The 21,116-nt window shown below is 70.4% G+C and carries 20 protein-coding genes; 7 read left to right on the top strand and 13 right to left on the bottom strand.

Features of this window, described 5'->3' with window-relative positions; all coding sequences use genetic code 11:
• Positions 1-42 precede the first annotated feature (42 nt).
• Positions 43-1,734, top strand: a complete 1,692-nt coding sequence (locus ACOZ35_RS08430; RefSeq protein WP_424016053.1) for a Na+/H+ antiporter NhaC family protein — start codon at positions 43-45, stop codon at positions 1,732-1,734.
• A gap of 95 nt (positions 1,735-1,829) precedes the next feature.
• On the opposite strand, the gene ACOZ35_RS08425 is transcribed toward ACOZ35_RS08430, so the two are convergent.
• From ACOZ35_RS08425 to ACOZ35_RS08405, 5 genes are all read right to left on the bottom strand, one after another.
• Positions 1,830-2,978: an ATP-NAD kinase family protein gene (locus ACOZ35_RS08425; RefSeq protein ID WP_424015928.1), complete on the bottom strand. Its 1,149-nt coding sequence runs from the start codon at positions 2,976-2,978 to the stop codon at positions 1,830-1,832.
• 520 nt (positions 2,979-3,498) lie between these two features.
• A complete protein-coding gene (locus ACOZ35_RS08420) occupies positions 3,499-4,197 on the bottom strand; it encodes a competence/damage-inducible protein A (RefSeq protein ID WP_424015927.1) in 699 nt (232 codons plus the stop codon).
• Between the two features lie 96 nt (positions 4,198-4,293).
• A complete protein-coding gene (locus tag ACOZ35_RS08415) occupies positions 4,294-5,073 on the bottom strand; it encodes a DUF5803 family protein (protein WP_424015926.1) in 780 nt (259 codons plus the stop codon).
• Between the two features lie 12 nt (positions 5,074-5,085).
• Positions 5,086-5,781, bottom strand: coding sequence for a DUF2110 family protein (locus tag ACOZ35_RS08410; RefSeq protein ID WP_424015925.1), 696 nt, complete (start codon positions 5,779-5,781; stop codon positions 5,086-5,088).
• A complete protein-coding gene (locus tag ACOZ35_RS08405) occupies positions 5,781-6,305 on the bottom strand; it encodes a transcription factor (protein WP_424015924.1) in 525 nt (174 codons plus the stop codon). The genes ACOZ35_RS08410 and ACOZ35_RS08405 overlap by 1 nt, the downstream gene beginning before the upstream one ends.
• 148 nt (positions 6,306-6,453) lie before the next feature.
• Between ACOZ35_RS08405 and ACOZ35_RS08400 the strand changes: the two genes are divergently transcribed.
• A complete protein-coding gene (locus ACOZ35_RS08400; RefSeq protein ID WP_424015923.1) occupies positions 6,454-7,419 on the top strand; it encodes a hypothetical protein in 966 nt (321 codons plus the stop codon).
• Positions 7,420-7,454: 35 nt separating this feature from the next.
• Here ACOZ35_RS08400 and ACOZ35_RS08395 read toward each other — a convergent pair whose 3' ends face one another.
• On the bottom strand, positions 7,455-8,978 hold the full coding sequence (locus ACOZ35_RS08395; RefSeq protein WP_424015922.1) for a PAS domain-containing protein: 1,524 nt from the start codon (positions 8,976-8,978) through the stop codon (positions 7,455-7,457).
• A 74-nt stretch (positions 8,979-9,052) separates the two neighbouring features.
• Between ACOZ35_RS08395 and ACOZ35_RS08390 the strand changes: the two genes are divergently transcribed.
• Positions 9,053-10,531 carry an ATPase domain-containing protein gene (locus ACOZ35_RS08390; protein WP_424015921.1) on the top strand — a complete coding sequence of 493 codons (1,479 nt, stop codon included), beginning with the start codon at positions 9,053-9,055 and terminating at the stop codon, positions 10,529-10,531.
• 13 nt (positions 10,532-10,544) lie between these two features.
• On the opposite strand, the gene ACOZ35_RS08385 is transcribed toward ACOZ35_RS08390, so the two are convergent.
• A complete protein-coding gene (locus tag ACOZ35_RS08385; protein WP_424015920.1) occupies positions 10,545-11,177 on the bottom strand; it encodes a tRNA (cytidine(56)-2'-O)-methyltransferase in 633 nt (210 codons plus the stop codon).
• A gap of 168 nt (positions 11,178-11,345) precedes the next feature.
• On the opposite strand from ACOZ35_RS08385, the gene ACOZ35_RS08380 reads away from it, so the two are divergent.
• Positions 11,346-12,386, top strand: coding sequence for a phosphoribosylaminoimidazolesuccinocarboxamide synthase (locus ACOZ35_RS08380; protein ID WP_424015919.1), 1,041 nt, complete (start codon positions 11,346-11,348; stop codon positions 12,384-12,386).
• A gap of 96 nt (positions 12,387-12,482) precedes the next feature.
• On the top strand, positions 12,483-13,187 hold the full coding sequence (locus ACOZ35_RS08375; protein ID WP_424015918.1) for a DUF47 domain-containing protein: 705 nt from the start codon (positions 12,483-12,485) through the stop codon (positions 13,185-13,187).
• A gap of 42 nt (positions 13,188-13,229) precedes the next feature.
• Here the strand turns inward: ACOZ35_RS08375 and ACOZ35_RS08370 are convergent, their stop codons facing one another.
• Complete coding sequence (locus ACOZ35_RS08370) at positions 13,230-15,926, bottom strand: AAA domain-containing protein (protein WP_424015917.1); 2,697 nt, start codon at positions 15,924-15,926, stop codon at positions 13,230-13,232.
• 145 nt (positions 15,927-16,071) lie between these two features.
• On the opposite strand from ACOZ35_RS08370, the gene ACOZ35_RS08365 reads away from it, so the two are divergent.
• Both ACOZ35_RS08365 and ACOZ35_RS08360 read left to right on the top strand, forming a co-directional pair.
• Complete coding sequence (locus ACOZ35_RS08365) at positions 16,072-16,623, top strand: hypothetical protein (RefSeq protein WP_424015916.1); 552 nt, start codon at positions 16,072-16,074, stop codon at positions 16,621-16,623.
• A 76-nt stretch (positions 16,624-16,699) separates the two neighbouring features.
• Positions 16,700-16,867, top strand: coding sequence for a hypothetical protein (locus ACOZ35_RS08360; RefSeq protein WP_424015915.1), 168 nt, complete (start codon positions 16,700-16,702; stop codon positions 16,865-16,867).
• A gap of 33 nt (positions 16,868-16,900) precedes the next feature.
• Here ACOZ35_RS08360 and ACOZ35_RS08355 read toward each other — a convergent pair whose 3' ends face one another.
• The 5 genes from ACOZ35_RS08355 to ACOZ35_RS08335 all read right to left on the bottom strand — a co-directional run bounded on the left by ACOZ35_RS08355 (position 16,901) and on the right by ACOZ35_RS08335 (position 20,912).
• Complete coding sequence (locus ACOZ35_RS08355; RefSeq protein ID WP_424015914.1) at positions 16,901-17,299, bottom strand: hypothetical protein; 399 nt, start codon at positions 17,297-17,299, stop codon at positions 16,901-16,903.
• Positions 17,300-17,381: 82 nt separating this feature from the next.
• Positions 17,382-18,536, bottom strand: a complete 1,155-nt coding sequence (locus tag ACOZ35_RS08350; protein WP_424015913.1) for a DUF7118 family protein — start codon at positions 18,534-18,536, stop codon at positions 17,382-17,384.
• A 3-nt stretch (positions 18,537-18,539) separates the two neighbouring features.
• Entirely contained in the window at positions 18,540-18,923 is a 384-nt protein-coding gene (hisI, locus tag ACOZ35_RS08345; RefSeq protein WP_424015912.1) for a phosphoribosyl-AMP cyclohydrolase, read from the bottom strand.
• A gap of 111 nt (positions 18,924-19,034) precedes the next feature.
• Complete coding sequence (locus tag ACOZ35_RS08340; protein WP_424015911.1) at positions 19,035-19,577, bottom strand: GNAT family N-acetyltransferase; 543 nt, start codon at positions 19,575-19,577, stop codon at positions 19,035-19,037.
• On the bottom strand, positions 19,578-20,912 hold the full coding sequence (locus ACOZ35_RS08335) for a DUF92 domain-containing protein (RefSeq protein ID WP_424015910.1): 1,335 nt from the start codon (positions 20,910-20,912) through the stop codon (positions 19,578-19,580).
• Positions 20,913-21,116: the final 204 nt, after the last annotated feature.

Raw genomic sequence — 21,116 nt, 5'->3', positions numbered from 1 at the left:
CTCTTGGCATTGGCACCGCCGCTTCTGGCGATCGTACTGGCGATGACGACACGGCAGGTGTTAGTGTCCTTGTTCGCCGGCGTCTGGATCGGCGCGATGATTGTGGCGGGCTGGAATCCCATCGCTGCGACATCACTCACCATGGACTGGCTTGTTGAGGTGTTTCGGACACCGTTCAACACGAAGTTTATCATCCTCATCATGTTCATGGGAGCGGGCGCGGCGTTTATTCACCGCTCCGGCGGCATATTGGCACTAGAGCAATGGATCGGCGACCGAGTCGACAGCGCTCGCGAGTCGCAGATTCTCACCTGGCTTATCGGGGTATTCATCTTCTTCAGCTCATACACCAGCACGATTGTCACGGGCAACGCCACACGGGATCTCGCTCAGGAGAACCGGTCCTCCCGAGAGATGCACGCCTACGCACTCGACTCGACGACTTCGCCCGTGGCGACGTTCGGGCCGGTGTCATCCTGGATCGGCTACCAGGTATCGATGATTATCGCCGGCTTCGAGGCCGCCACGGTCACCGCCTCGGAGCTCGGGATGACCCCCTTCGGACTGTTCCTCCAGAGCATCCCGTGGAACATTTACTGTTTCATGGCGTTCTTCATGGTCGGGTTCATCGCGATCACCCAGCGGTTCTTCGGCCCGATGCTCGACGCCGAGTGGCGGGCGCGTTCCACCGGTCAGACTATTCGAGAGGACGCGACGCCGCTGTCGGACGTCTCGCAGGACGTCGGCGAACCCAGCGATAAGAATCCGACGCTCGTGAATTTCTTCGGCCCTATCTTGGTGTTGCTCGTTGTTAGCCTGGTCTCCATGTGGTGGCTCGGTGGTGGCCACAACCCCGGCGTCAGCATCTCGACGGCGTTCCAAGAGACCGACGTGGCTCTCGGTCTTCTGTACGGTTCCTTCGCGTTCATGGTGTCGGGCTTTATCGGCGCGCTCGGCTACCAGACAATGGACCTCGAAACGGCCAGCGACACCATCATCCAGGGATTCAAAACGATGAACATCGCCATCGCGATCATCGTGTTGGCGTGGTCGATTGGGTTGGCTGCCGAGGAGGTCGGCACCGCCCAGGTTATCGTCGACGCGATGGTCGGCAGCGGCGTCCCCGGGAGCTTCCTCCCAGTGATTATCTTCCTCGCAGCGATGTTTGTCGCCTTCACGACCGGCACTTCCTGGGGAACCATGGCCATCCTGACTCCACTAGCAATCCCGCTGGGATATGAACTGGTCGGTCCCTCTATTCTCCCCGTACTCGTTGGAGTGCTGTTCGGCGGCGCCATCTACGGTGATCACAGCTCGCCAATTAGCGACACGACGGTCATGTCGTCGATCTTCTCGGGCTCTGATCACATCGACCACGTTAATACCCAGATACCGTTCGCGGGAACTGCCGCGGTGGTCACGGTGTTCGTGCTCATCCTATACGGTCTGGGTCTCCAGACGGCCTACATCGCCTTGCCACTAGCGCTCGTTCTGACGACGGTCGCAGTGTTCGCGCTGAATAAGTTCGACGCCAGACGCAAGGGGCTCCCCGAAGTGATGCCGTCTGCCGACGCCATCGAATCCGGCGAGGTCGACGTTGACGCCATCGAACGAGGTGAGGTCGACGGCAACAACGGAAGTCACGACCACTTCACGCTGGTCCCGGTGCTGGCGGTTGTCATCGTCGCTGCGTACCTCGCGCTCGTGTTCGCATTCGCGGCGGTAGGTACCTGAATCGACATCCCCCGCTAACTCTTTTCCGCCCTCCGGCTGCGTTCCAACGCCGGCTTCGCATCTGAGTTTTCGACCCGCGCGAACGACCAGCCGCGTCAGACGATCTTCATCATCCGCGTCTCGAACTTCCCGACGCGGACGCGGACCCACCCCGCCAACTCCGCGTCGAGGTCGGGGTCGTCGGTGTCGACGCGGAGCGCGCGCACGTCGTCGAGCTTGGCGCGCGAGGCGACGATCCGGAGGTCACAGCGCCGGATCACGGCCGGCGAGATCTGGGGGTTGCCGCGGCCGAAGACGAACCCCTGGCCGCCAATGGGCGAGACGACGATCACGTTCTCCTCGCCGAGCGCGTCGAGGATCTCCGCCTCCGTCGCGTCCCGGACGACCACCTCGCCGTCGCGCCAGACGTCGACGCCGATCGGCGACGGCTCGAAGCCGAGCTCGTCTTTGATCGCGCCCACGGTCGACCCGGGGCCGAGGACGAAGGTGACCCCCTCGCCGTCGCGCTCGCGGATGTCGGCCGCGACGCCCTCCGCCAGTGACTCGACGGTCCCGCTCGCGGTCTGTTTCGACGACTGGAGGTTGTCGGCGACGGGGACGTGTGCGATTCCCCGGAGCGTCGGATTGACCTCGCCCTCGCGGTAGGCGTCCTCGTCGATGTCCATCACCTCGCGGCGCTCGGTCCGCGAGAACGACGCCGCGACCTCGGCGGCGTCCTCCGGCGACACCGCGAACACCGACGAGTACACCTTCACGCCGGCCGGGACGCCGAGCATCGGCACGTCGGTTCCCTCCAGCGCCTCCGCGACGTCCGCGGCGGTCCCGTCGCCGCCGACGAACAGGACGAGGTCGACCGGGGCGCCGCCGCTCGCTCCGCCCCCGCCTTCCCCCCCTCCGTCGATTTCCGCGAACGCCCGCACGACCGCCGCGGTGTGTTCCGCGGTCGTCTCCGTCGGCTCAGGGGGCGCCGCCGACTCCGATGCCTCGCCGTCGAACGGGTCGACGACGCGGACGGGATCGAAGCCCGCCTCGCGGACGATCGACTCGCCCATCGGGTCCGCGGCGACCGAGACGACCGCCTCGGGGGCGACCGCGGCCAGCCGCTCGGCCATCCGCCGCGCCCGGTCCGGAGCTCGGGGCTCGGCGCCACGCTCGACCGCCTCGGCCACCTTCCCGTCGGTCCCCTTCAGTCCGACGCGGCCACCCATCCCGGCGACCGGGTTCACCGCGATCCCCACGTGCATGCCAGACGTACACTGCGCCGGCCCCTTAAGCGAGCCGCGTCCGGCCGCGCCGCGGGGGCCCCTCCGAGACCGGCCGTCCGACCGGCATATAAAATTCCTCAACAACGAGGCACGGGAACCAACAGGTGTCTCCCCGTAGAACCGTGTGCCGATGGAGTGAGCCCGCCATCGGCGAACCCACCTGCTCGTCTCACCGGGACTGGATCCCTCCCGCGGTAGCTGCCACACGCTCACGCCGTCCGGTCCCGTTTTCGTGTCCGCGCGGCGGTACCCGTCCGTCGGGTGACGCTCTCCTCGCCCGAGAATCAATACTTAAGACGCCCCCAAAACAACCCCGAGATATGATCCTCGAAGCCGCCGTGACGGAGCCGCTGCCGATCAGCGCGACCGCGGGCGCGGTCCTGCTCGCGAGCCTCGCGCTCGTCGCCGTGTGGGTCGCGTACCTGTACCGGTAGGAACCGCTCTTATCTGACCCCGCTCCCGCCTCGCCGACCGCTCGGGGGGACTCCCCCACGACCGCTCAGGCGGACTCCTCCTCCACCGCGTCCGCGTGCTCGCGGACCCACGCCGCCGCGCGCTCGGCCTCCGCCTCGCTCTCGGCGGTGATCTTCACCGTCACGACCTCTCCCGGGTAGGAGCCGACGCGCACGTCGAACCGCTCCCGCAGCGACGCGAACCGGTCGAGCAGCTTGCTCTCGGGCTCGTCGACGTCGACCGTGAGCACGTGGGTGCGCGTCCCCGCGAACTCGTCTTCGACCAGCTCGAACATCGCCTTCATCTCCGTCGGGACCCCCGGCAGGACGTAGACGGACTCGACGACCGCGCCCGGCGCGACCCCGGCCTCGTTCGGCAGCGGCCGGCAGTCCGCGGGAAGGTGCGTCGTCTCCGCCGCGAGGTCGCTCCCACTGTACCCGCGCTCGGCGAGCCACGCGGCCGCCTCCTCGTTCTCAGCGAGGCCGCGGCCGAACGCGGCCGCGACGCCCTCCATCGTCACGTCGTCGTGCGTCGGCCCGAGGCCGCCGGTGACGATCACCGCGTCGTACTCGGCGTGGTACTCGTTGACGACGCGCGCTATCCCGGCGACCTCGTCCGGCACGACGGTTACCCGTCGGACCGTGACGCCCCGCGCGTCGAGGCGGTCGCAGAGCCAGGTGGCGTTCGTGTTCTCGGTGTCCCCGACGAGGAGCTCGTCCCCGACGGTGACGACGGCGGCGTTCATACCGGACGAAAGCGCCGCGCGGTAGAAAAGGACCGCGGCGCGGGCGAAGGTGGAGAGTCGGAGGGGCCCGGAAGGGTCACGGGGCGACCGCGTCCGTCAAAGCCAGCCGTCGTCGTCCTCGTCGTCGTAGACGCCCAAGCCGAGGTCGCGGCGGCGCTCGCGGAGCGCCTCCAGCTGCCGCCGGAAGTAGAGCGTCCCGGCGACCGCGGCGATCGCCGCGATGACGAGGATGACGCCGAACACCACCAGGTCGCCCTCGCGGTACGACTGGACGACGATCGAGCCGCCCGACACCTCCTCCCAGACGACCCGGTCGCGGTCGCCGACCGTCTCGACGGAGTGGTCGCGCGGCGACACGTGGCCGACGATCGGTGCCTCGGTGCTGAACCCGGCCGGGAGCGTCACGGCGTACGACCCGTCAACGTACGCGCGCATGGTGAACCGGCGCGGCGACCCGGCCCCGGAGAACGCCGCCTTGCCGCCCGCCATGTCGTCCGCGAAGCGGATCCACGTCTCGTCGGTCGTCTGCTCGATCTCGCCGCCGCGCGCGCGGAACTCGCTGCCCGTGATCACCTCGCCGTCGGGGTACTGATACCGGAACGCCTCGAACTCCAGGGGCTGGTCGCCCGCGTACGGCGTCTGCTCGTACAGCCGGATCTCCTCCCGGTCGCCGACCGCGTACACGGCGGTGTACCTCGCGTCCGTCGAGAGGTCGAACGCGGCGTCGCGGTCCGTGTCGAACTCGTACTCGCGGGGCGGCTCGGCGTCGAGCGTCTCGTTCGTCACCTCGCCGCCGCCGGTCGCGTAGCCGAGGCAGCCGGCGCTGACCGCGAGGAGGGCGATCGCCGCCACCGCGAGCGCGAAGCGTCTGTTCACGTGTGTATCAGTTTAGACGACGCAGCGCATCTCGGCCGGGAGGTACGAGCCGATGGCGGCGAGCAGTCCCGGCGGGTCGGTGCCTTCCGCGCAGACGATGCTCTGTTCGAGGAGGCCGAGCCGATCGACGGTGACGATGTCCTGCGCGTGGCCCGCGCGGTTCACCGTTGCGCGCGTCTCGCCGCGCGTCGCCGAGTTGACGTTCACCCGGCCGTCGCCGCGCTGCCAGTCGTACAGGCGGTCGCGCTCCGCGTCGGCGAGCCGGCTCGGCTCCGCGTCCGGGTCGCCGGCGTCGCCGCCGTAGACGAACCGCAATGGGAGGTGCTGGACGAGGCCGAACCGCTCGACGACCTGCTCCGGCGAGCCGACGCCGAGCCCGAGCTCGTCGGCCGGGACGAACACGTCGACGCCGGCGTCGAGGGTGAACCCCACGTCGTCCCACGATTCGAGGGTGCCGACGTACTCCTCGCCCGCTTCGAGGCCGCCGTCGTGGGCGACGATTTCGCCCCACGTCTCCGCGAGGACGTTGCGCGCGACCGGCGCGTCCTCGCCGGTCACGTCGACCTGAACGAAGTCGTCGTCGCGGACGCCCACGTTCCAGTCGACGTCGAGCTCGCCGACGTCGTTGGCGACGAGCGAGTTCATCCCGTCGAGCGCGCGCTCGCGGGCGTCACCCTCCACGTAGCACTTGGTTGCGAGGACGACCATCAGCCGGTCACGTCCACGTTGAGCTCGTCGCGCAGCGCCTCGATGCGCTGGTCCATCGCGTCGCGGAGCCGGTCGTTGTCCATCGCTTCCACCGGCGAGCCGCACTCGGGGCACTCGAAGCCGAAGTCCATCGCCTCGCCGAACTCGAAGCGGATCGAACACACCTCACAGAGGTAGAACTCGTGGGTGCGCTCGTACTCCTCGCGCTCCTCTAAGGCGTCGAGCAGCCGGTACATCTCCTCCTGGAGGTTCTCCGGAATGTTGTCGTAGTGGAACGTCCACAGGTACGTGAGCCACCCGGAGTCCTCGTCGCGGACGCGGCGGTACGTCGCCAGGTCGTTCTCGTACAGGATGAACAGCGCGCGCCGCACGTCGTTGAGCTCTAGGCCGAGCTCCTCGGCCAGCTCCTCGTCGGTGACCTCGCCGTCGGGCGGCGCGGCCGCGACCGGCATCCCCGTCGGCCCCACCAGCTCGTGGAGGTACTTCTGGATGACGGGGTCGTTCAGTAGATCCTCAAAAGCCATTACGGGAAACTGGTGGTGGAATCCGGTTAAAACCTCCGAAAGACGTGGTCATGGTCTCCGCATCGATCCGGGGAAATCGTCCCCGCAGCCCGGCTGGCGACCCGCGGGTCCGGCAGAGCTTTACGCGCCGTGGCTCACACTCGCCCGTATGGCAGACTCGGTCGACGGACGGGGGCGACGCGCGCTCGGGGCCCTCGCGCTCCTCGCGGTCCCGGCGGTGTTGGCGGCGGTCCCGCTGGTCCCGCTCGCCGCGCTCCTCGGCCCCGGCGGGCTCGGGATCGTCCCGGTCGGCGCGCCCGGGGGAGTGCTCGCGGCCGTCGTCGTCGGCCCGGCCGCCGCCGCGCTCCTCGGCCCGGTCCTCGTCGACAGGCGGATCGCCCGGCTCCCGGGCGCCGACCTCGACGACCGGCGCGCCGACTTCGTCGCCGACCGCGTCGAGGCGCTTGCGGCGGACGTCGGGGTCGACGCGCCGGAGATCACCGCGGTCCGCGCCGACGCCGCGAACGTCGCCGCCACGGACGGCTACCGCGGGTCGCGGCTGGTGGTGTCGACGCGCCTGCTCGCCCTCCCGAAGGCCGACCGCGACGCCGCGCTGCGCCACGCGCTCGTCAGGCTCCGGACGCGGGAGGCGCTGCTCACGACCGCGACCCTCCCGGCGCTGGCGGCCGTCGAGACCGCGGCGCTGCTCGCGACGCTGCTCGTGGGGCGCCGCGGGGACCGCACCGCTGCGGACCGGCGCGTCAACCGGATCCACGGGTACGAGCCGGACCGCGAGCGCGTCCCGTCGTGGGCGTACGCGGCCGCCGGCGTCCTCTGTTGGCTGCTGCTCCTCCCAGCGTGGATCCCGGCGACGGTCGGCGACAGGCTCTCCGTGGCCGGCGGGCGCAGGGCGGCCGACGCGCTGGTCTCGCGGGCCGGGACCGAGGAGCGGAACGGGCTCGGTAACGCGGTCGCGTTCGCCAGCGACGCCGCGGGCGCCGGCGACTGGCCGCCGCTCCTCGACCGCCTCTCGCTCGTCTCGATGGCCGACGCCGAGACGGGTCGCGTCCGCGGGACAAGCCGGCAGGAGGCCCGGACGCGGCTCGCGCGGCTCCGCTCGAAGCGGGCGCTGTAGGAACCTCGTCGCGCCGCCGGCCGTGAGCGGCCCGCTCAGGGGTGTGCCGGGACCTCCAGCCGGATCGTCGTCCCGTTCTCGTCGGTGTCGACGTCGAACTCGCCGCCCGCCTTCCCCACGACCCAGTACATGAGCCAGATGCCGAGGCGGTCGGCGTGGGTCAGCGAGGTCTCGCCCGCCTCCAGCACCGTCGTCTCGTGGTCGGGAATTCCCGGGCCGTCGTCCGCGATCTCGACCGCGATCCACCCGGGGCGCGGGCGCTCGACGCGCACCTCGACTTTCGGCGCCGCCGCGTCGTTGTGTTTCACCGCGTTCTCGACCGCCTCCTCGACGGCGACGGGCAGGCCGACGACGGTCACGTCGACCGGGTCGTCGCCCTCGGGCAGCGACAGCGTCACCTCGGCGTCCGGGTAGCGGCTCCGGATCCGGTTCCGGAGCTCGATCAGCTCCTCACGGAGGTCGACCGAGGCGTCCGTCGCCGCTACCGACAGCGTCTCCTCGACCGTCCGGACGGCCCCCGCGATCCCCGTCAGGTCGGCCGAGGTCTTGGTGATCACGTCCAGCGACCGGCGGCGCGTCTCCTCGTCGGCGTCGCCCCGGAGGAGGTCCGCGTATCCCGTGATCAGGTTCATCTTGTTCCGGAGGTTGTGGTTGAGCACCCGCGTCATTACCTCCAGACGCCGCTCTCGGATCTTCCGCTCCGTGATGTCCATCTGGAACCCCACGAAGTGCGTGGTCTCGCCGGCCTCGTCGCGGAGCGGCGCGATCGTGATCCGGTTCCAGAACTTCTGGCCGTTCGCCCGGTAGTTGAGGATGTCGACGCTCACGGGGCGCTCCTCGTCGAGCGCCGCCCGGATCTCTGCCGTGGTCTCGTCGCCCGTGTCCGGTCCCTGAAGGAACCGGCAGTCCTCGCCGAGCATCTCCTCGCCGTAGCCGGTCAGCGCCTCGAACTCCTCGTTGAGGTACACGAGCGGGTCGTCGTCGCCGTCAGAGGCCCGCGCGATCGTGATCCCGACCGGCGCCTCGTCCATCGCCCGCTCCTTGAGGCGGAGGTCAGCGACGGTCTGCCTGAGGCGGAGCGAGGTGGTCCGCCGCTCGACCAGGTTCGAGACCCGCGTCAGCAGCGCCCGGCGACCGACCGGTAGTTCGATCACGTCGTCGACGCGCTCCCACGCGCCGTCGGCCGGCCGTCCCCGCGCCCCCTCGCTCACCAGCAGCACGAACGGCAGGAACGCGGGGTCGGCACGCTCGCGCCGCGCGTCCAGCGCGTCGCCCGCGGCGTCGAAGGCGTTCGCATCGAGGAGACAGCAGTCGAACTCGCGGTCGAGCGCGTCCGGGTCGGTGCCGGTCTCGATCCGATAGCGCTCGCCCAGCGCCTCGGCAAGCAGTTCGCGGTCGCGGTCGTCGTCCATCAGGAGTAGAACGGCCGCCTGGGCCTCGGATTCGGGGGCGTCGCGGCCGAACGCCGCGGCGTCCGGGCCTTCGGCGTCACCCGCATCGCGCTCCGCGGACTCGTCGCCGCCGGCGGCATGGTGTGTCCGGTCCGACTCCGAGTCCATCGTCCGTAAACTGACGGGCGGTACCCACTAAGAACTACCCCATTTATATTACAACCCCGTCCGATTGGGACGGTATGCCATCACCGCTATCCGAGCGCGCGTCGACCGGGATCGCCGGCCTCGACGAAGTGTTGTCCGGCGGGTTCGTCCCCACGCGGAGCTACATGGTCCGCGGGCAGGCCGGGAGCGGGAAGACAATTTTGAGCTTTCACTTTCTTCAACAGGGCGTCGACGAGGGGGAGACGGCGCTGTTCATCAACCTCGAAGAGGATCTCCGCGACCTGAAGGCGAACGCGGCCGCGCTCGGGTTCGACACCGACGCCATCGAGTTCCTCGATCTGAGCCCGAGCGCGGAGGCGTTCGTCGAGGACGAGTCGTACGAGGTGTTCGCGCCCTCGGAGGTCGAACGCGAGCCGCTGACGGAGCGGATCGTCGAGGGCGTGACCGAAGTCGACCCGGACCGCGTCGTCGTCGACCCGCTGACCCAGCTCCGCTTCCTGTTGTCCGACGACTACCAGTTCCGGAAGCAGGTGGTCGGGTTCATGCGATTCTTAAAGGATCGCGGGGCGACGGTGCTTTTCACCGTCCAGAACACCGAGTCGCTGCCGACCGACGACTTGGAGTTCATCACCGACGGGACGATTCGGCTGGACGCCGCGTCGTACGGCAAGACGGTCCGCGTCCCGAAGTTCCGCGGCTCGGCCACGCAGGGCGGCGACCACGCCTACCGCGTCACCGACTCGGGGATCGAGGTGTACCCCGCGCTCCAGCCCGGCGCTCATCACGGCGAGGACGTCGCGTTCGAGCAGATGTCGTCTGGCATCCCCGAGATCGACGAGCTGCTCGGCGGCGGGATCGAGCGCGGCACCGTCACCATCGTGAGCGGGCCGACCGGGGTCGGGAAGACGACCCTCAGCACCCAGTTCATGAAGGCGGCCGCGGACCGCGGCGAGCGCTCGGTCATCTACCTGTTCGAGGAGAACAAGGGGACGTTCCTCACGCGGTCGCGCGCTATCGGCATCCCCGTCGACGAGATGATCGAGCGGGGGACGCTACAGGTGAACGAGGTGGAGGCGTTAGAGCGCTCCCCGCAGGAGTTCGCGCGGATGGTCCGCGAGGAGGTCGAGGAGCGGGGCGCCGACATCGTCATGATCGACGGCATCTCCGGGTACCGGCTGACGCTCCGCGGCGGGGACGACCAGATGCTCCAGCAGATGCACGCCCTCGGACGCTACCTCAAGAACCAGGGCGTGACGTCGATCCTCGTCGACGAGACGCGGAACGTCACGGGAGAGTTCCGGGCGACGATGGAGAACGTGAGCTACCTCGCGGACAACATCGTCTTCCTCCGGCACCTCGAGATCGGGGGCGAGCTCCGCAAGGCGATCGGCGTCTTAAAGAAACGGACGAGCGACTTCGAGCGGACGATCCGCGAGTTCCAGATGACTGACCGGGGGATCACCGTCGGCGAGCCGATGTCGAACCTCCGGGGCATCCTGAGCGGCACGCCGGAGGCCGTCGACCGGGGCTCGAAGGAAGACTGCGACGAGTAGGCGAGGAGCCGACTCAGTCGCGGTCGTCGGGTTCGTCGCGGTCGTCGGGTTCGTCGCTCTCGCCGTCGGCTCCCTCTCCGGCGTCGACCACCGTCTTCCCGGTCGCCTCGGGCACCACTCGGCGGTCCGCGTCCGCCCACTCGCGGTCGAGTTCCGCGCCGTCGAACAGGCGGTCGAGGAAGACGGCGAGCCCGGCGACCTCGGAGTGCGGCTGGTTCGTCACGCCGACGTTGAAGTCGGCGCGCTCGTACAGCGCCCACGGCACCTTCTCGCCCCCGACCACGACGAGGAGGTCGCGCGGCGGCGACGCCTCTCCGACCACCTCGGGCTCGTCGAGGCCGACCGCCTCGCGGACGTCTTCCTCCACGTCCTGGACGCGCTCGCCGTACATCGTGAGGTGGACGACGACCCCCTCGAAGTTCTTGACGATCGCCTTCTGGTCGTCGCGGAGTTCGACCGCGAACGGCCCCCCGAACCGGTCGGTGATGTCGCGGACCGTCTCCGCCGACTGCCCGGCGTTGTCGGGGAAGATCACCCGGTCGGCGCCGAGCGCCCGCGCCGTGAGCCCGACATGCGTCGTCATGCGGTCGTCGCGCCCCGGCCGGTGGCCGTACCGGAGGACGACGACCTCGCGCGCATCGTTCATGCCACTGGGTGCGAGGGGGAGTCGGGTGTCGCTTTCGATGCGAGCGCGGGGTAGTCGCTCTCCGCCAAACGCAGATTGATCCGTACTCGTGGATCGAACAGAGACGAAAAATGACGAGGTGACCACGTAACTGAAAGCTTCATGTGGGAGGCGGTCGCGGTATGCGCCATGACGAGCGTCAAGGAGTTCCGCGTCGACGAGCCGGCGACCGCCGACGGACTCGGCCGGGGGCGGTTCCTCTTCACGGACGCATACTCGGTGTTCGACTGGGGGCAGATGCCCGACGCGATCCCGAACAAGGGCGCGAGCCTCTGTGCGATGGGCGCGTTCAACTTCGAACTGCTGGAGTCGGAGGGGGTCCCGACCCACTACCGAGGGGTCGCGGATTCAGACGAAATCGTCCCGCTCGACGAGGCGAGCGCCCCGCCGACGGAGATGGCCATCGACCTGACGCAGGTGCCCGACCTCCCGTACGAGGGGCCCCACGCCGGCTACGACTACGACGCGTTCCACGCCGCGGGCGGCGAGAACTACCTCGTTCCGCTCGAAGTGGTCTTCCGCAATCGGGTCCCGGTCGGGTCCAGCCTGCGGACGCGCGCCGACCCCGCCGACTTCGGCCTCGACGACCTCGGCGGGGCCGACGGCGACTGGCCCGACGAGCCGGTCGACCTCCCCGAGCCGGTCGTGGAGTTCTCGACGAAGTACGAGCAGCAGGACCGCTATCTGACACGCGCCGAGGCCGACGAGGTCGCGGGGGTCGCCGACGTCGACGCCCTCGAATCGCTCGCGCGCGACGTGAACCGCGTCGTCACCGAGCGCGCCGCGGCGGCCGGCTTCGTCCACGAGGACGGGAAGATCGAGTGCCTCTACGTCGACGGCGAGCTCAGAGTCGCGGACGTGGTCGGCACGTTCGACGAGAACCGGTTCTCCTACGGCGGACGGGGGATCTCGAAGGAGGTCGTCCGCCAGTGGTACAAGGCGAACGACCCCGACTGGGTCGAGAGCGTGAAAGAGGCGAAGGAGTCGGTCGCGGGCCGCGAGACGGACGACTGGCGCGAGCTCTGCGACCCCGCCCCCGAGCCGCTCCCGCCGGCGGTCGTCGACGCCGTCTCGGACCTGTACGCGGCCGGGACGAACGCGTACACCGACCGCGAGTGGTTCGACGCGCCCGACATCGAGGCCGCGCTCGACGCCGTCGACGCGCTGTAGGGCGGGTCCGTGAATCCGGGTCGAGCGGGCGTCAAACCCTCACGATCGACGAAACGCGAGGGAACCTCTTTACCGCCGACGCGCGTGGATCCGCGCATGGCCACCGACGCCGACTTCGGGGAACGGCTGGAGACCCGGACGGTCGCGTACCTCGACCGAATCGACGACTGCGCCGCGCTCCTCCCGCGAGCGCTCGACGCGTACGCGACCGACGGCGCGTTCGACGAGACGGTCGACGAGATCGCCGCGGTCGAAAGCGAGTGCGACGACCTCGTCCGCGGGCTTACGGCGCTGATCACCGACGCCGGGCCCGACGACATCGGCCTGTTGAACACGCGGATCAACTTCAACGAGTCCGCGCTGCTCGACTTCTACAACGAGCTCGACGTGGTCGCGAACCACACCGAACGGATCGTTCAGGAGGTGGCGATGATGCGCCCCGACCCCGGAGTCGAGCCGTTCGACGACATGCGCGAGATGGCGGCGCGGATCGCCGAGATGACCGCCGTCCTCGCCGACGTCGTCGAGGGGTTCGTCCGGGGCCTCGCGCGCGCCGACGCCACGGAGACGCTCGCCGAGGGGATCGAGGCGATCCGCGCCTTAGAAAGCGAGTGCGACGACCTCCGCAACGCCGCCATCGAGACGGCGTTCGCCGACGACGCGATCGACCAGCCGCTCGTCTACCGCGAGCTCGCAATCTTGTTGGACGAGCTCGCGAACACGATCGAGGACCTCACGGACCGGATCGTCGTGATCGCGAGCAAGGAGCCGGGGATCGTCACGGACGCGGACGGGGAGTAGCCGAGCCGGCTCTCGACTCGCCGTCGCGTCGCCACCTTCGCCTCACCGCCGCGCCCAGTCGAGCATCCGCGCGTAGAAGGGGTCGGAGCCGAGTGCGTCGGGGTCGCCCACGATCGTCAGCTGCTTTTTCGCCCGGGTGAGCGCGACGTTCACGCGGCGGTGGTCCTCGAAGATGGGGCCGTCGAGGTCGCCGGTCGCCACGAAGGAGACGAGGATGACCTCCTTCGAGGACCCTTGGAAGCGGTCGACGGTGTCGACCGTCACGTCGGTCCGGCGGCCGATCTCCGCGACCTGGGCGCGGAAGGGCGCGATCACCCCGATGTCGTCCGGGTCGACGCCGGCGGCGACGTAGGCGTCGACGATTGCGGCGACGCGCTCGGCCTCGCGGACGTTCCGATTCCCGTCGCGCTCGCCGTCGGGGTCGACGAACCCCACGCCGCCGGTCAGCTCGGACGCGAGCGCGTCGGGGTCGACACCGAGGTCCGCGAGCGTCTGCCCGGCCACCTCGGGCGTCGCGGGGCGGAGCGCGCCGTCGTAGAACTCCGCGGAGGCGAACGCCTGGATGCGCTGGCTCATCCGGTACTGGCGGTCGAGCATGACGCTCGCGTCCGGGTACGTCTCGATGAGACGCTGGAAGAGGGAGGTCTGGAGGTCGTTCTCCGCGCGGACGACCGGGGGGAGCTGCTCGTGGTCGCCGACGAGCACGAACCGGTCCGCGCGGTTGATCGCGGCGTGGGTCCCCGGCTCCGTGAGCTGGGAGGCCTCGTCGACCAGCGCAACGTCGAACTCGCACTCGCGCATGACGCGGGAGCCGCAGGCTGCGGTGGTCGCGGCGACGACCGGGGCGTCCCGCAGTTCGGCCGCCTTCGCGTTCGGGTCGCCGCGCTGGACGAGCCGCACGTCCTGCATGTCGCCGCGGACGCCGGTCTCGGTGCCCACGCGGAGCACGTCTTCGAACCCCTGATCGCGGAGCGCTTCGAGCGCGTTGTCGACCGCGCGGTTCGTGAACGCCGACAGCAGCACGCGGTTGCCCTCCTCGACCAAGGCCCGGATCGTCCGGGCGATGGTGTACGTCTTTCCGGTGCCCGGCGGCCCGTGGATCAGCGCGAGGTCCTCGGCGTCGACCGCGAGTTCGACCGCCTCGTTCTGGGATGCGTTGTTGCCGATGTAGGCGTCGGGGGTATCTGCGGGGCGGTCAGCTGCGTCCCGGAACTCCGGCTCCCGACGGCCGAACAGCACGTCCTTCCTGTCGGGCTCGCCCTTCAGGACCGCGTCGTGGAGCGCGGTGAGCGAGCGGTCGACGGAGATCTCGGAGGGGTAGACGTCGAGGCGGCGCAGCTCGACCGGCTCATCTGTCTCGACGACGACCTCGTCGCTCCCGAGTTCGGTGATGCGACCGAGCTCCGCGTGGCCGGAGACCGGGTTGCCGTCGCTCGCGAGCGCCACGTCGCCCTCGCGGAGTTTCGAGACGGCGTCGCCCGGTTTCCGGGCGCGCAGCTCCCACCGGGCGTCGTCGATCTCCGTCTGTGCGACGGGTTCGAGGTCGATCAGCGCGCGGTCGTCCGCGGCGCGCTCCTCGGGGGTCTGTTCCCACAGCTTCCGGTACTCGGCGTGGGTCTCGCGGCGCTCCTCCTCCAAGGCGACGTAGAAGCGGTCGAAGTAGTCGCGCTCCGCGTCGGGCACCGGCGTCCCGACCTGTCCCGCCTTCGACTCCTGGTCGAGGCGGCCGGAGACGACCATACAGGTGTCCTGCTCGAAGCAGTAGCTACACGTCGCGTCCGCCTCGTACCCCGTCGGGACGGTGGGGCGCTCGCCGCGGTCGTTGAGCGCGCGCCACTCCATCGCGGCGAGGGCGTTGCGCTCGCGCACGACGAACTCCAGGAAGCCGCGCCCGACCGTGAACTCCTTGGCGGGCGCGAGGTCACCCGACTCCTCGTTGCGGTCTAAGGCGGTGTTTTTCGTGTACAGTAGCGTCCCGATGTCCGGGTCGACGCCGCGCTCGTCGAGCATGAGCGCGTAGCAGGCCGCCTGGACCTTGTCGTGGAAGCGGGGCTCCTGCTTGGTGTTCTTCCCGGTCTTCAGTTCGACGGGGGTGCCGCGCCGGAGCGCGTCGGCGCGCCCTTTTAAACCGAACGTCGGCGAGATGAGCGTGAACTCCGAGCGCCACGTGTCCTCGTCGCTCAGCGTCCCCTGCGCGAGCCACCCCTCGACTGCGGCGGCGTTGCGGCGCACCTCGTCTTCGACCTCCGCGGTCTCGTAGCCGAGCAGGCCGAGTTCGAGCCCGGCCTCTTCGACGCGGTCCGCCACGGAATCCTCCAACTCCATCCCGCGCAGCAGGTCGCCGAACACCTCGTGGACGATGGTCCCCTTGACGACCGGATAGTTGAGCGGAATCCCGGAGAGCTTATTTAAATAGTACATTCGCGGGCACTGGACCCACGAGCGGATCCCGGTCACGTCGACGAGGAAGTCGGGTTCGAGGACGACCCACGACTCGTCGGTCGTCGCGTACCCTATTTCGCCGCGGTACTCGTCCTCCTCGGGGTCGGTGACGAGCAGCTCCATCCCCGGCTCGGCATGCTCGGCGGTCTCCGTCCACTTCCCCCACAGCGTCACGTCGACCGGGTCGCCCGCGCCGCGGTCGGGCCGGATCCGCAGCTCGCGGAGGTCGCGCTCGCCGTACGACGTCGACACCGTCCGCGCCTCCCCGACGGAGACGATCGGCCCCCGAACGTTCACGTCCCCGCTCGGCGGCGGCACCGAAAAACGCTGTCGGTGGGCGGGGTGGATCGGCGGTCGCCGCAGCTGTGCGTTCGCGTCTCGTCTGCGCACCCCGCCGGCACCGACACGCTCTTGCGCTCGCCGTCCCGAACTCTCGACCGACATGCGCGTACGAGACTGGGACGACATCCTCGCGGACGTCGCGAGCGACTCGACCGACCCCGACGGCTGGCGCGCGGTCGCCGGCTCCCGCCGCGGCGGCCTCGGCGAGGACCTCTACTTCGGGCACCCGAGCGTCGGCCTCTACCACCTGAAGACGTACGCGAAGAACCCGCGCGACCTCCGGGGCGTCGGCGCGCAGGTCGCCCGCAAGGTCGACGACGAGCTCGACCCGCTCCTCCCGGACGCCGAAAGCGACGGCCGGTTCGCGGTTCAGTCGGCGCCGGAAGACGAGGACCACGCCGAGGAGATGGCGACGCGACTCACCGAGACGCTGAAGGTCCACGCCGAGGCGCCGACCGACCCCGACCACCTCTTCGAGGACGTGATGGAGGCGGTCGAGTCGCCCGCGTTCGGCCCCATGGAGTACGAGTTCGACGGACGGCCGGACGAGCTCGACGAGCTCTCGGACACCTTCGAGGAGGCCGAGGAGCTGCTTACCTCGGAGCTCGACGACCTGATCGAGGACGACGACGTCGACCGCGGGTTCCACTAACGCCCGGGGGACTGCCCCGCCGAACTGAGCGAGCACCGGGCGCATCGGTTTTGTCGCTGCGCCGTCAATACCGGGTATGGGACTCAAAGCAGACACCGCGAACGGCGTAATCTCGCTCGGCATCGGCGTCGCAGTCACCTGGTTCACCGCTGGCGACGGCGACCACGACACCGCTGACCTCCTTGTCGCGGTCGCGATCAGCTCCTTCCTCTCGGGATTCTTCACGAGCTACTTCGCGAAGTGACGCGCGGAGCGGCGACGGCGTTCGCGGTCCCGCTCAGATCGCCGTCACCCACGCCCGATACTCCGCGTCGAGTTCGTACACCTCGCGGAAGGCGCGCTCCATGAACCCCGCGACGCGGTTCGCGTCCGAGCGCGCGGTGACGACGGCATTCGTCCCCTCGGCCTCCTCCGGGCTGACGAGCTCGTCGATCCGGAACTCGGGGAACTCCGAGAGGAGGTCCTTCAGGCGTTCTAGCTCCTCGTCGGTACAGTCTAAAATCAGCTCCGTGCCCGCGAGCTGGATCCACGGCGGCACCTCGCCGCCCTCGGTGTCGTCGCTGTCGGGGTCGACGTCGACGGTCATCACGTCGCCGGAGCGCGCGCGGTGCGCGGCCGCGGCGTCGGCGAACAGCTTCAGCCGCTCCTCGTCGCTCGCGGCGTCGAATCTGGTCATATCACCGCTCGGCCGCGACGGGGCTTAAAAATCCGCACTCCGTGGCGGCGGGCGTCCAGTCACAGCCCGCGCCGAGTCGGCCCTACTCCCGCTCCGTCTCCGCCAGCACGTCGCCGACGAGCGAGCGCGTCCGCTCGGCCTCGGCGACGCGCTCGTCGGCCTCGCCGCGCTCGATCAGGGCGAGGTCGTCGCCGTCGAGCGCGTCGCGCACCTCGGCCGCGCGGCGGAGCCGCTCGTACTCGTCGTCCCGCGCGAGTTCGCGGACAGAACGGAGGGTTGCGACGGTCTCGTCGTCGGCGATCCGGCCGACGAGCGGGACCAGCTCGTCGATCTCGTAGGCGAGCTCGTCGCCCGGCTTCGGTGGCCAGTCGAGCGTCAGCGGCTCGCCGTCGAGGCGTTCGAGGTACGTCCGGTGGACCGCGACTGCGGTGCGGAGCGCCCCCGGGTCGTCGACGTAGTGCTCCAGCTTGGAGTTCGTGTAGTCGGCGTACTCCAGCAGCGTCGCGGGCGGCTCCTCGCCGGCCGCGTGCGTCTCGACGTACTCCGCGAGGTCCGTCGGCGGCACGTCGACGTCGACGAACGGGGTCCCGTCCGCGCGGTCGAGGAAGTCGAACACCTCGCGGGCGGACGCCGACTTGAAGAACTCGCGGAACGCCTCCCGGATCCCCTCGTCGTACGCCTCGATCGGGTCGCGGAGGCGGTCGAGGTCGGCGTCGAGGTCGGCGTCGGCCATCTCGGCGACCTCCCGGAGCTCGTCGAGCCGCGCGTCGAGGCGCTTGCGGGCCTCGCGGGCGTCCTTCCGGGCCGCCCGGTAATCGTCGACCGCGTCGTCGTACGCCTCCAGCAGGTCGACGAACTCCCCGGCAGGCGCCAGCGCCTCACGGGCGGCCGCGAAGTCCGACTCCGAGAGCCGGCGCTTGTCCACCGCCTCGTCGGCCGCCTCGAAGGCGTCGCCGGCGGGCGTGTCGTCGTCCACGTCGACCGCGTCGCCGAACTCGCCGCGGAACCGGACGTACGACTCGAAGTCGCCGGAGCCGACCGCGTCCTCCTCGAACCGGTCGAGAATCCGCTGCGCGCGACGGTAGGCGTCAGCGGCGGCCTCGACGCGGTCGCGGCCGTAGCCGTCGATCTCCGATTCGATCCGGCGGAGCTCGTCGTAGCGCTCGCGGAGCCGCGCGGCCGCCTCGCCGGCCTCGGCGACGGGGTCGTCGTCGCTCTCCGTGACGGCCTCGGCCATCGGTCAGTACACCTCGTCGGGGTCGAAGACGCGCTCACCGACGTGCTCGCCGTCGATCGTCCGGTGGAAACACGACCGGTGGCCGGTGTGACAGGCGCCGCCCGCCTGGTCGACGAGGTACAGGAGCGTGTCGGCGTCGCAGTCGACCCGGACCTCGCGGACCGACTGGGTGTGGCCCGAGGTGGCCCCCTTGTGCCACAGCTCTTCGCGGGACCGGGAGTAGTAGTGGGCCTCGCCGGTCTCGCGGGTTCGCGAGAGCGCCTCGGGCGAGACGTACGCGAGCATCAACACCTCACCGGAGTCGGCGTCCTGGGCGACCGCCGGCACCAGCCCGTCCTCGCCGAAGTCAACGTCGATCGGCTCGGTCTCCGCGTCGGCGTCACTCATGGCTGTCCGGAGGCGTGGCGCTCGAATAGTCCTTGTGTCTGCGGTCACTGCGCGGGAGCGGCGGCGCGGAGCCGCCTCCGGTCGCTACCCGCCACGGGCGGCTCGGGCGCGCTATCCCAGCCGCAAGACGAGCGCGTCGCCGTCGGCGTACGCGTCCGGCCGCCGCTCGACGACCTCGAAGCCGAGCGAGTCGTAGAGGGCGAGCGCCGCGTCGTTGTCAGGATGCGCCTGGAGCGTCACCGGCCCGTCGGCGTCCGCTATCGCCGCGCGGAGGAGCCCGCGGGCGCGCCCCTCGCGCCGGAAGGCGGGCGCGACGACCAGTTCGGCGAGGTGAACGCCCGGTCGGTTCGGCGCGTCCACCGGGAGGAGGTAGCCGACGACGCGGCCGTCGGCGACGCTCACGCGGGCGGCGCCCACTGCCAGCCCGTACTCCAACAGGTCCGGGCTCGGCTGGCGGAGGTGCGACTGGAGCTCGCGGATCCGGTCGGCGTCGGCGGTTCGGCCCGGGCGGACTCGGGGATCGGGGCCGTCGCGGCCGTCGGGCTCTCGGTCGGCGTCGCGGCCGTCGGCATCCGGATCGCGGTCGCGCTCGCCGGAATCCGGGTCGCCGTCGTGCCCGTCTCGGCCGGGGCCGGACGCGTTCTCGCCCGCCATTCACACCACCGCCCAGAGCGCGACGGCGACGACCGCGCCGCCGAGCGTCGCGAGGAAGTTCACGGCCTGGTTACCGATCCGGTCCCCCTCGATCAGGGCGCCGAGGAGGCTGTCGACGGTCATCCCGGCGACGCCGGCGGCGACGACCGCGCCGCCCGCCGCGACGCCGCCGGGGGCGACCGGGTCGAGGACTGGAGTTCCGCCCGCGGCGAGGAGGCCGACGAGGAGCGCGCCGGAGAGGCCCGCCAGCTCGCCCTGCCAGGTGATCGCGCCGTCGGTGCCGGGCTCGACGCGGCGGAGCGTCGTTACGAGCCGCGGGCCGTCGAAGAGGCCGCCGATCTCCGAGGAGAGCGTGTCGGCCATCGCGGTCGCCGTCGCGCCCGCGAACGCGAAGCCGAGGGGCGCGGCCGGGACGGCGAGGTGGGGCGCGGCCGCGTACCCGACCACCGCCGCGAGCGCGACCGCGGAGTTCGCCAGCACGTTGCCGGTGCCGCGGGCCCCCTCGTTCTCCTGGGCGACGCCCCGAGCCGCCTTCTCGTCGAACCGGTACTTCGAGGCGAGGCCGCCGATCGCGTAGAAGGACATCAGCGTGAGGAACCAGCCGACCCCGCCGAGGACCACCGCGAGCAGCGCCGAGACGACGCCGGTGAGCATCCCGGCGACCGAGGCGGTGCCGATGGCGAAGGAGACGTAGCCGAGCGCGCCGGTCACCGCGAGGCCGGCGACGATGAGCGGGGGGTCGACGGTCGGCTCTAAGGCGAGGAACCCCCACGTTACGAACGCGACGAGGATTGTCGTGATGTGCGCGTCCCGGGAGAACACGAGCGAGCGGACGAGCGCCGCCGTCAGCGCGGCCGCCGCAGCGAGGAAAACGAGGAGGGGAACCGTCTCCGCGTCGACGGGGGCGCCGGTCTGGAGCCGCACCCCGATCTGTCCGGCGAGGGCGGCGGCGGTCCCGGCGGCGACGTAGCCGGCGACGAGCGGGAACTCGTCGGTCGTTCGGCGGGAGACGAGCGTTCGGCCGAGGCGGCCGACGCCGACGGCGAGCGTCGCGGCCGCGAACGCCTCGTACGGGAGCGGCGCGCGCGGCAGCGAGGCGAACAGCGCGAGGCCCGCGCCGGCGAGCGCGAAGGAGACGAGCCCGTAGAGGCGCTCCGCCTCGCGGTCGCCGGGCAGCGCGAGCGTCTCGAACCACTCCCCGTCGCGGACGCCGAAGAAGGCTGCGCCGGCGACGGCGAAGAAGGGGACGGCGGCGGCGGTGTCGAGCGACGGCGCGAGGACCGCGAGCGCGGCCACCGCGGCGAAGACGCTCGCGCGTCGGAGCCTCCGTATCACACCTTCGGCTACCCCCGACGACCACTTAACGGTCCCGACAGCCGTCGGGCGGTCGTTCGCGGACCGCCGCCGCCGCAACGACGCTCTCAGTACCGGTACTCGTTGAACTGGACCGCGTGTCCCTCCAGTACGCGGACGGACTCCTCTGGATCCTCCTCGCCGTCCCCGGTCCGGCTCTCGTGTGAGTCAACCACTCCCATGTGC

The sequence above is a fragment of the Halorubrum xinjiangense genome, assembly GCF_049604745.1.
GTDB lineage: Archaea > Halobacteriota > Halobacteria > Halobacteriales > Haloferacaceae > Halorubrum > Halorubrum xinjiangense_A.
This window is presented reverse-complemented; position numbering and strand designations above follow the sequence as displayed.

Excerpts from the sequence above, each read along its gene's own strand:
- ACOZ35_RS08430 (WP_424016053.1), top strand. The coding sequence starts at position 43 with ATGACGACACGGCAGGTGTTAGTGTCCTTGTTCGCCGGCGTCTGGATC.
- ACOZ35_RS08425 (WP_424015928.1), bottom strand. The coding sequence starts at position 2,978 with ATGCACGTGGGGATCGCGGTGAACCCGGTCGCCGGGATGGGTGGCCGC.
- ACOZ35_RS08420 (WP_424015927.1), bottom strand. The coding sequence starts at position 4,197 with ATGAACGCCGCCGTCGTCACCGTCGGGGACGAGCTCCTCGTCGGGGAC.
- ACOZ35_RS08410 (WP_424015925.1), bottom strand. The coding sequence starts at position 5,781 with ATGGTCGTCCTCGCAACCAAGTGCTACGTGGAGGGTGACGCCCGCGAG.
- ACOZ35_RS08405 (WP_424015924.1), bottom strand. The coding sequence starts at position 6,305 with ATGGCTTTTGAGGATCTACTGAACGACCCCGTCATCCAGAAGTACCTC.
- ACOZ35_RS08400 (WP_424015923.1), top strand. The coding sequence starts at position 6,454 with ATGGCAGACTCGGTCGACGGACGGGGGCGACGCGCGCTCGGGGCCCTC.
- ACOZ35_RS08395 (WP_424015922.1), bottom strand. The coding sequence starts at position 8,978 with ATGGACTCGGAGTCGGACCGGACACACCATGCCGCCGGCGGCGACGAG.
- ACOZ35_RS08390 (WP_424015921.1), top strand. The coding sequence starts at position 9,053 with ATGCCATCACCGCTATCCGAGCGCGCGTCGACCGGGATCGCCGGCCTC.
- ACOZ35_RS08385 (WP_424015920.1), bottom strand. The coding sequence starts at position 11,177 with ATGAACGATGCGCGCGAGGTCGTCGTCCTCCGGTACGGCCACCGGCCG.
- ACOZ35_RS08380 (WP_424015919.1), top strand. The coding sequence starts at position 11,346 with ATGACGAGCGTCAAGGAGTTCCGCGTCGACGAGCCGGCGACCGCCGAC.
- ACOZ35_RS08375 (WP_424015918.1), top strand. The coding sequence starts at position 12,483 with ATGGCCACCGACGCCGACTTCGGGGAACGGCTGGAGACCCGGACGGTC.
- ACOZ35_RS08365 (WP_424015916.1), top strand. The coding sequence starts at position 16,072 with ATGCGCGTACGAGACTGGGACGACATCCTCGCGGACGTCGCGAGCGAC.
- ACOZ35_RS08360 (WP_424015915.1), top strand. The coding sequence starts at position 16,700 with ATGGGACTCAAAGCAGACACCGCGAACGGCGTAATCTCGCTCGGCATC.
- ACOZ35_RS08355 (WP_424015914.1), bottom strand. The coding sequence starts at position 17,299 with ATGACCAGATTCGACGCCGCGAGCGACGAGGAGCGGCTGAAGCTGTTC.
- ACOZ35_RS08350 (WP_424015913.1), bottom strand. The coding sequence starts at position 18,536 with ATGGCCGAGGCCGTCACGGAGAGCGACGACGACCCCGTCGCCGAGGCC.
- hisI (WP_424015912.1), bottom strand. The coding sequence starts at position 18,923 with ATGAGTGACGCCGACGCGGAGACCGAGCCGATCGACGTTGACTTCGGC.
- ACOZ35_RS08340 (WP_424015911.1), bottom strand. The coding sequence starts at position 19,577 with ATGGCGGGCGAGAACGCGTCCGGCCCCGGCCGAGACGGGCACGACGGC.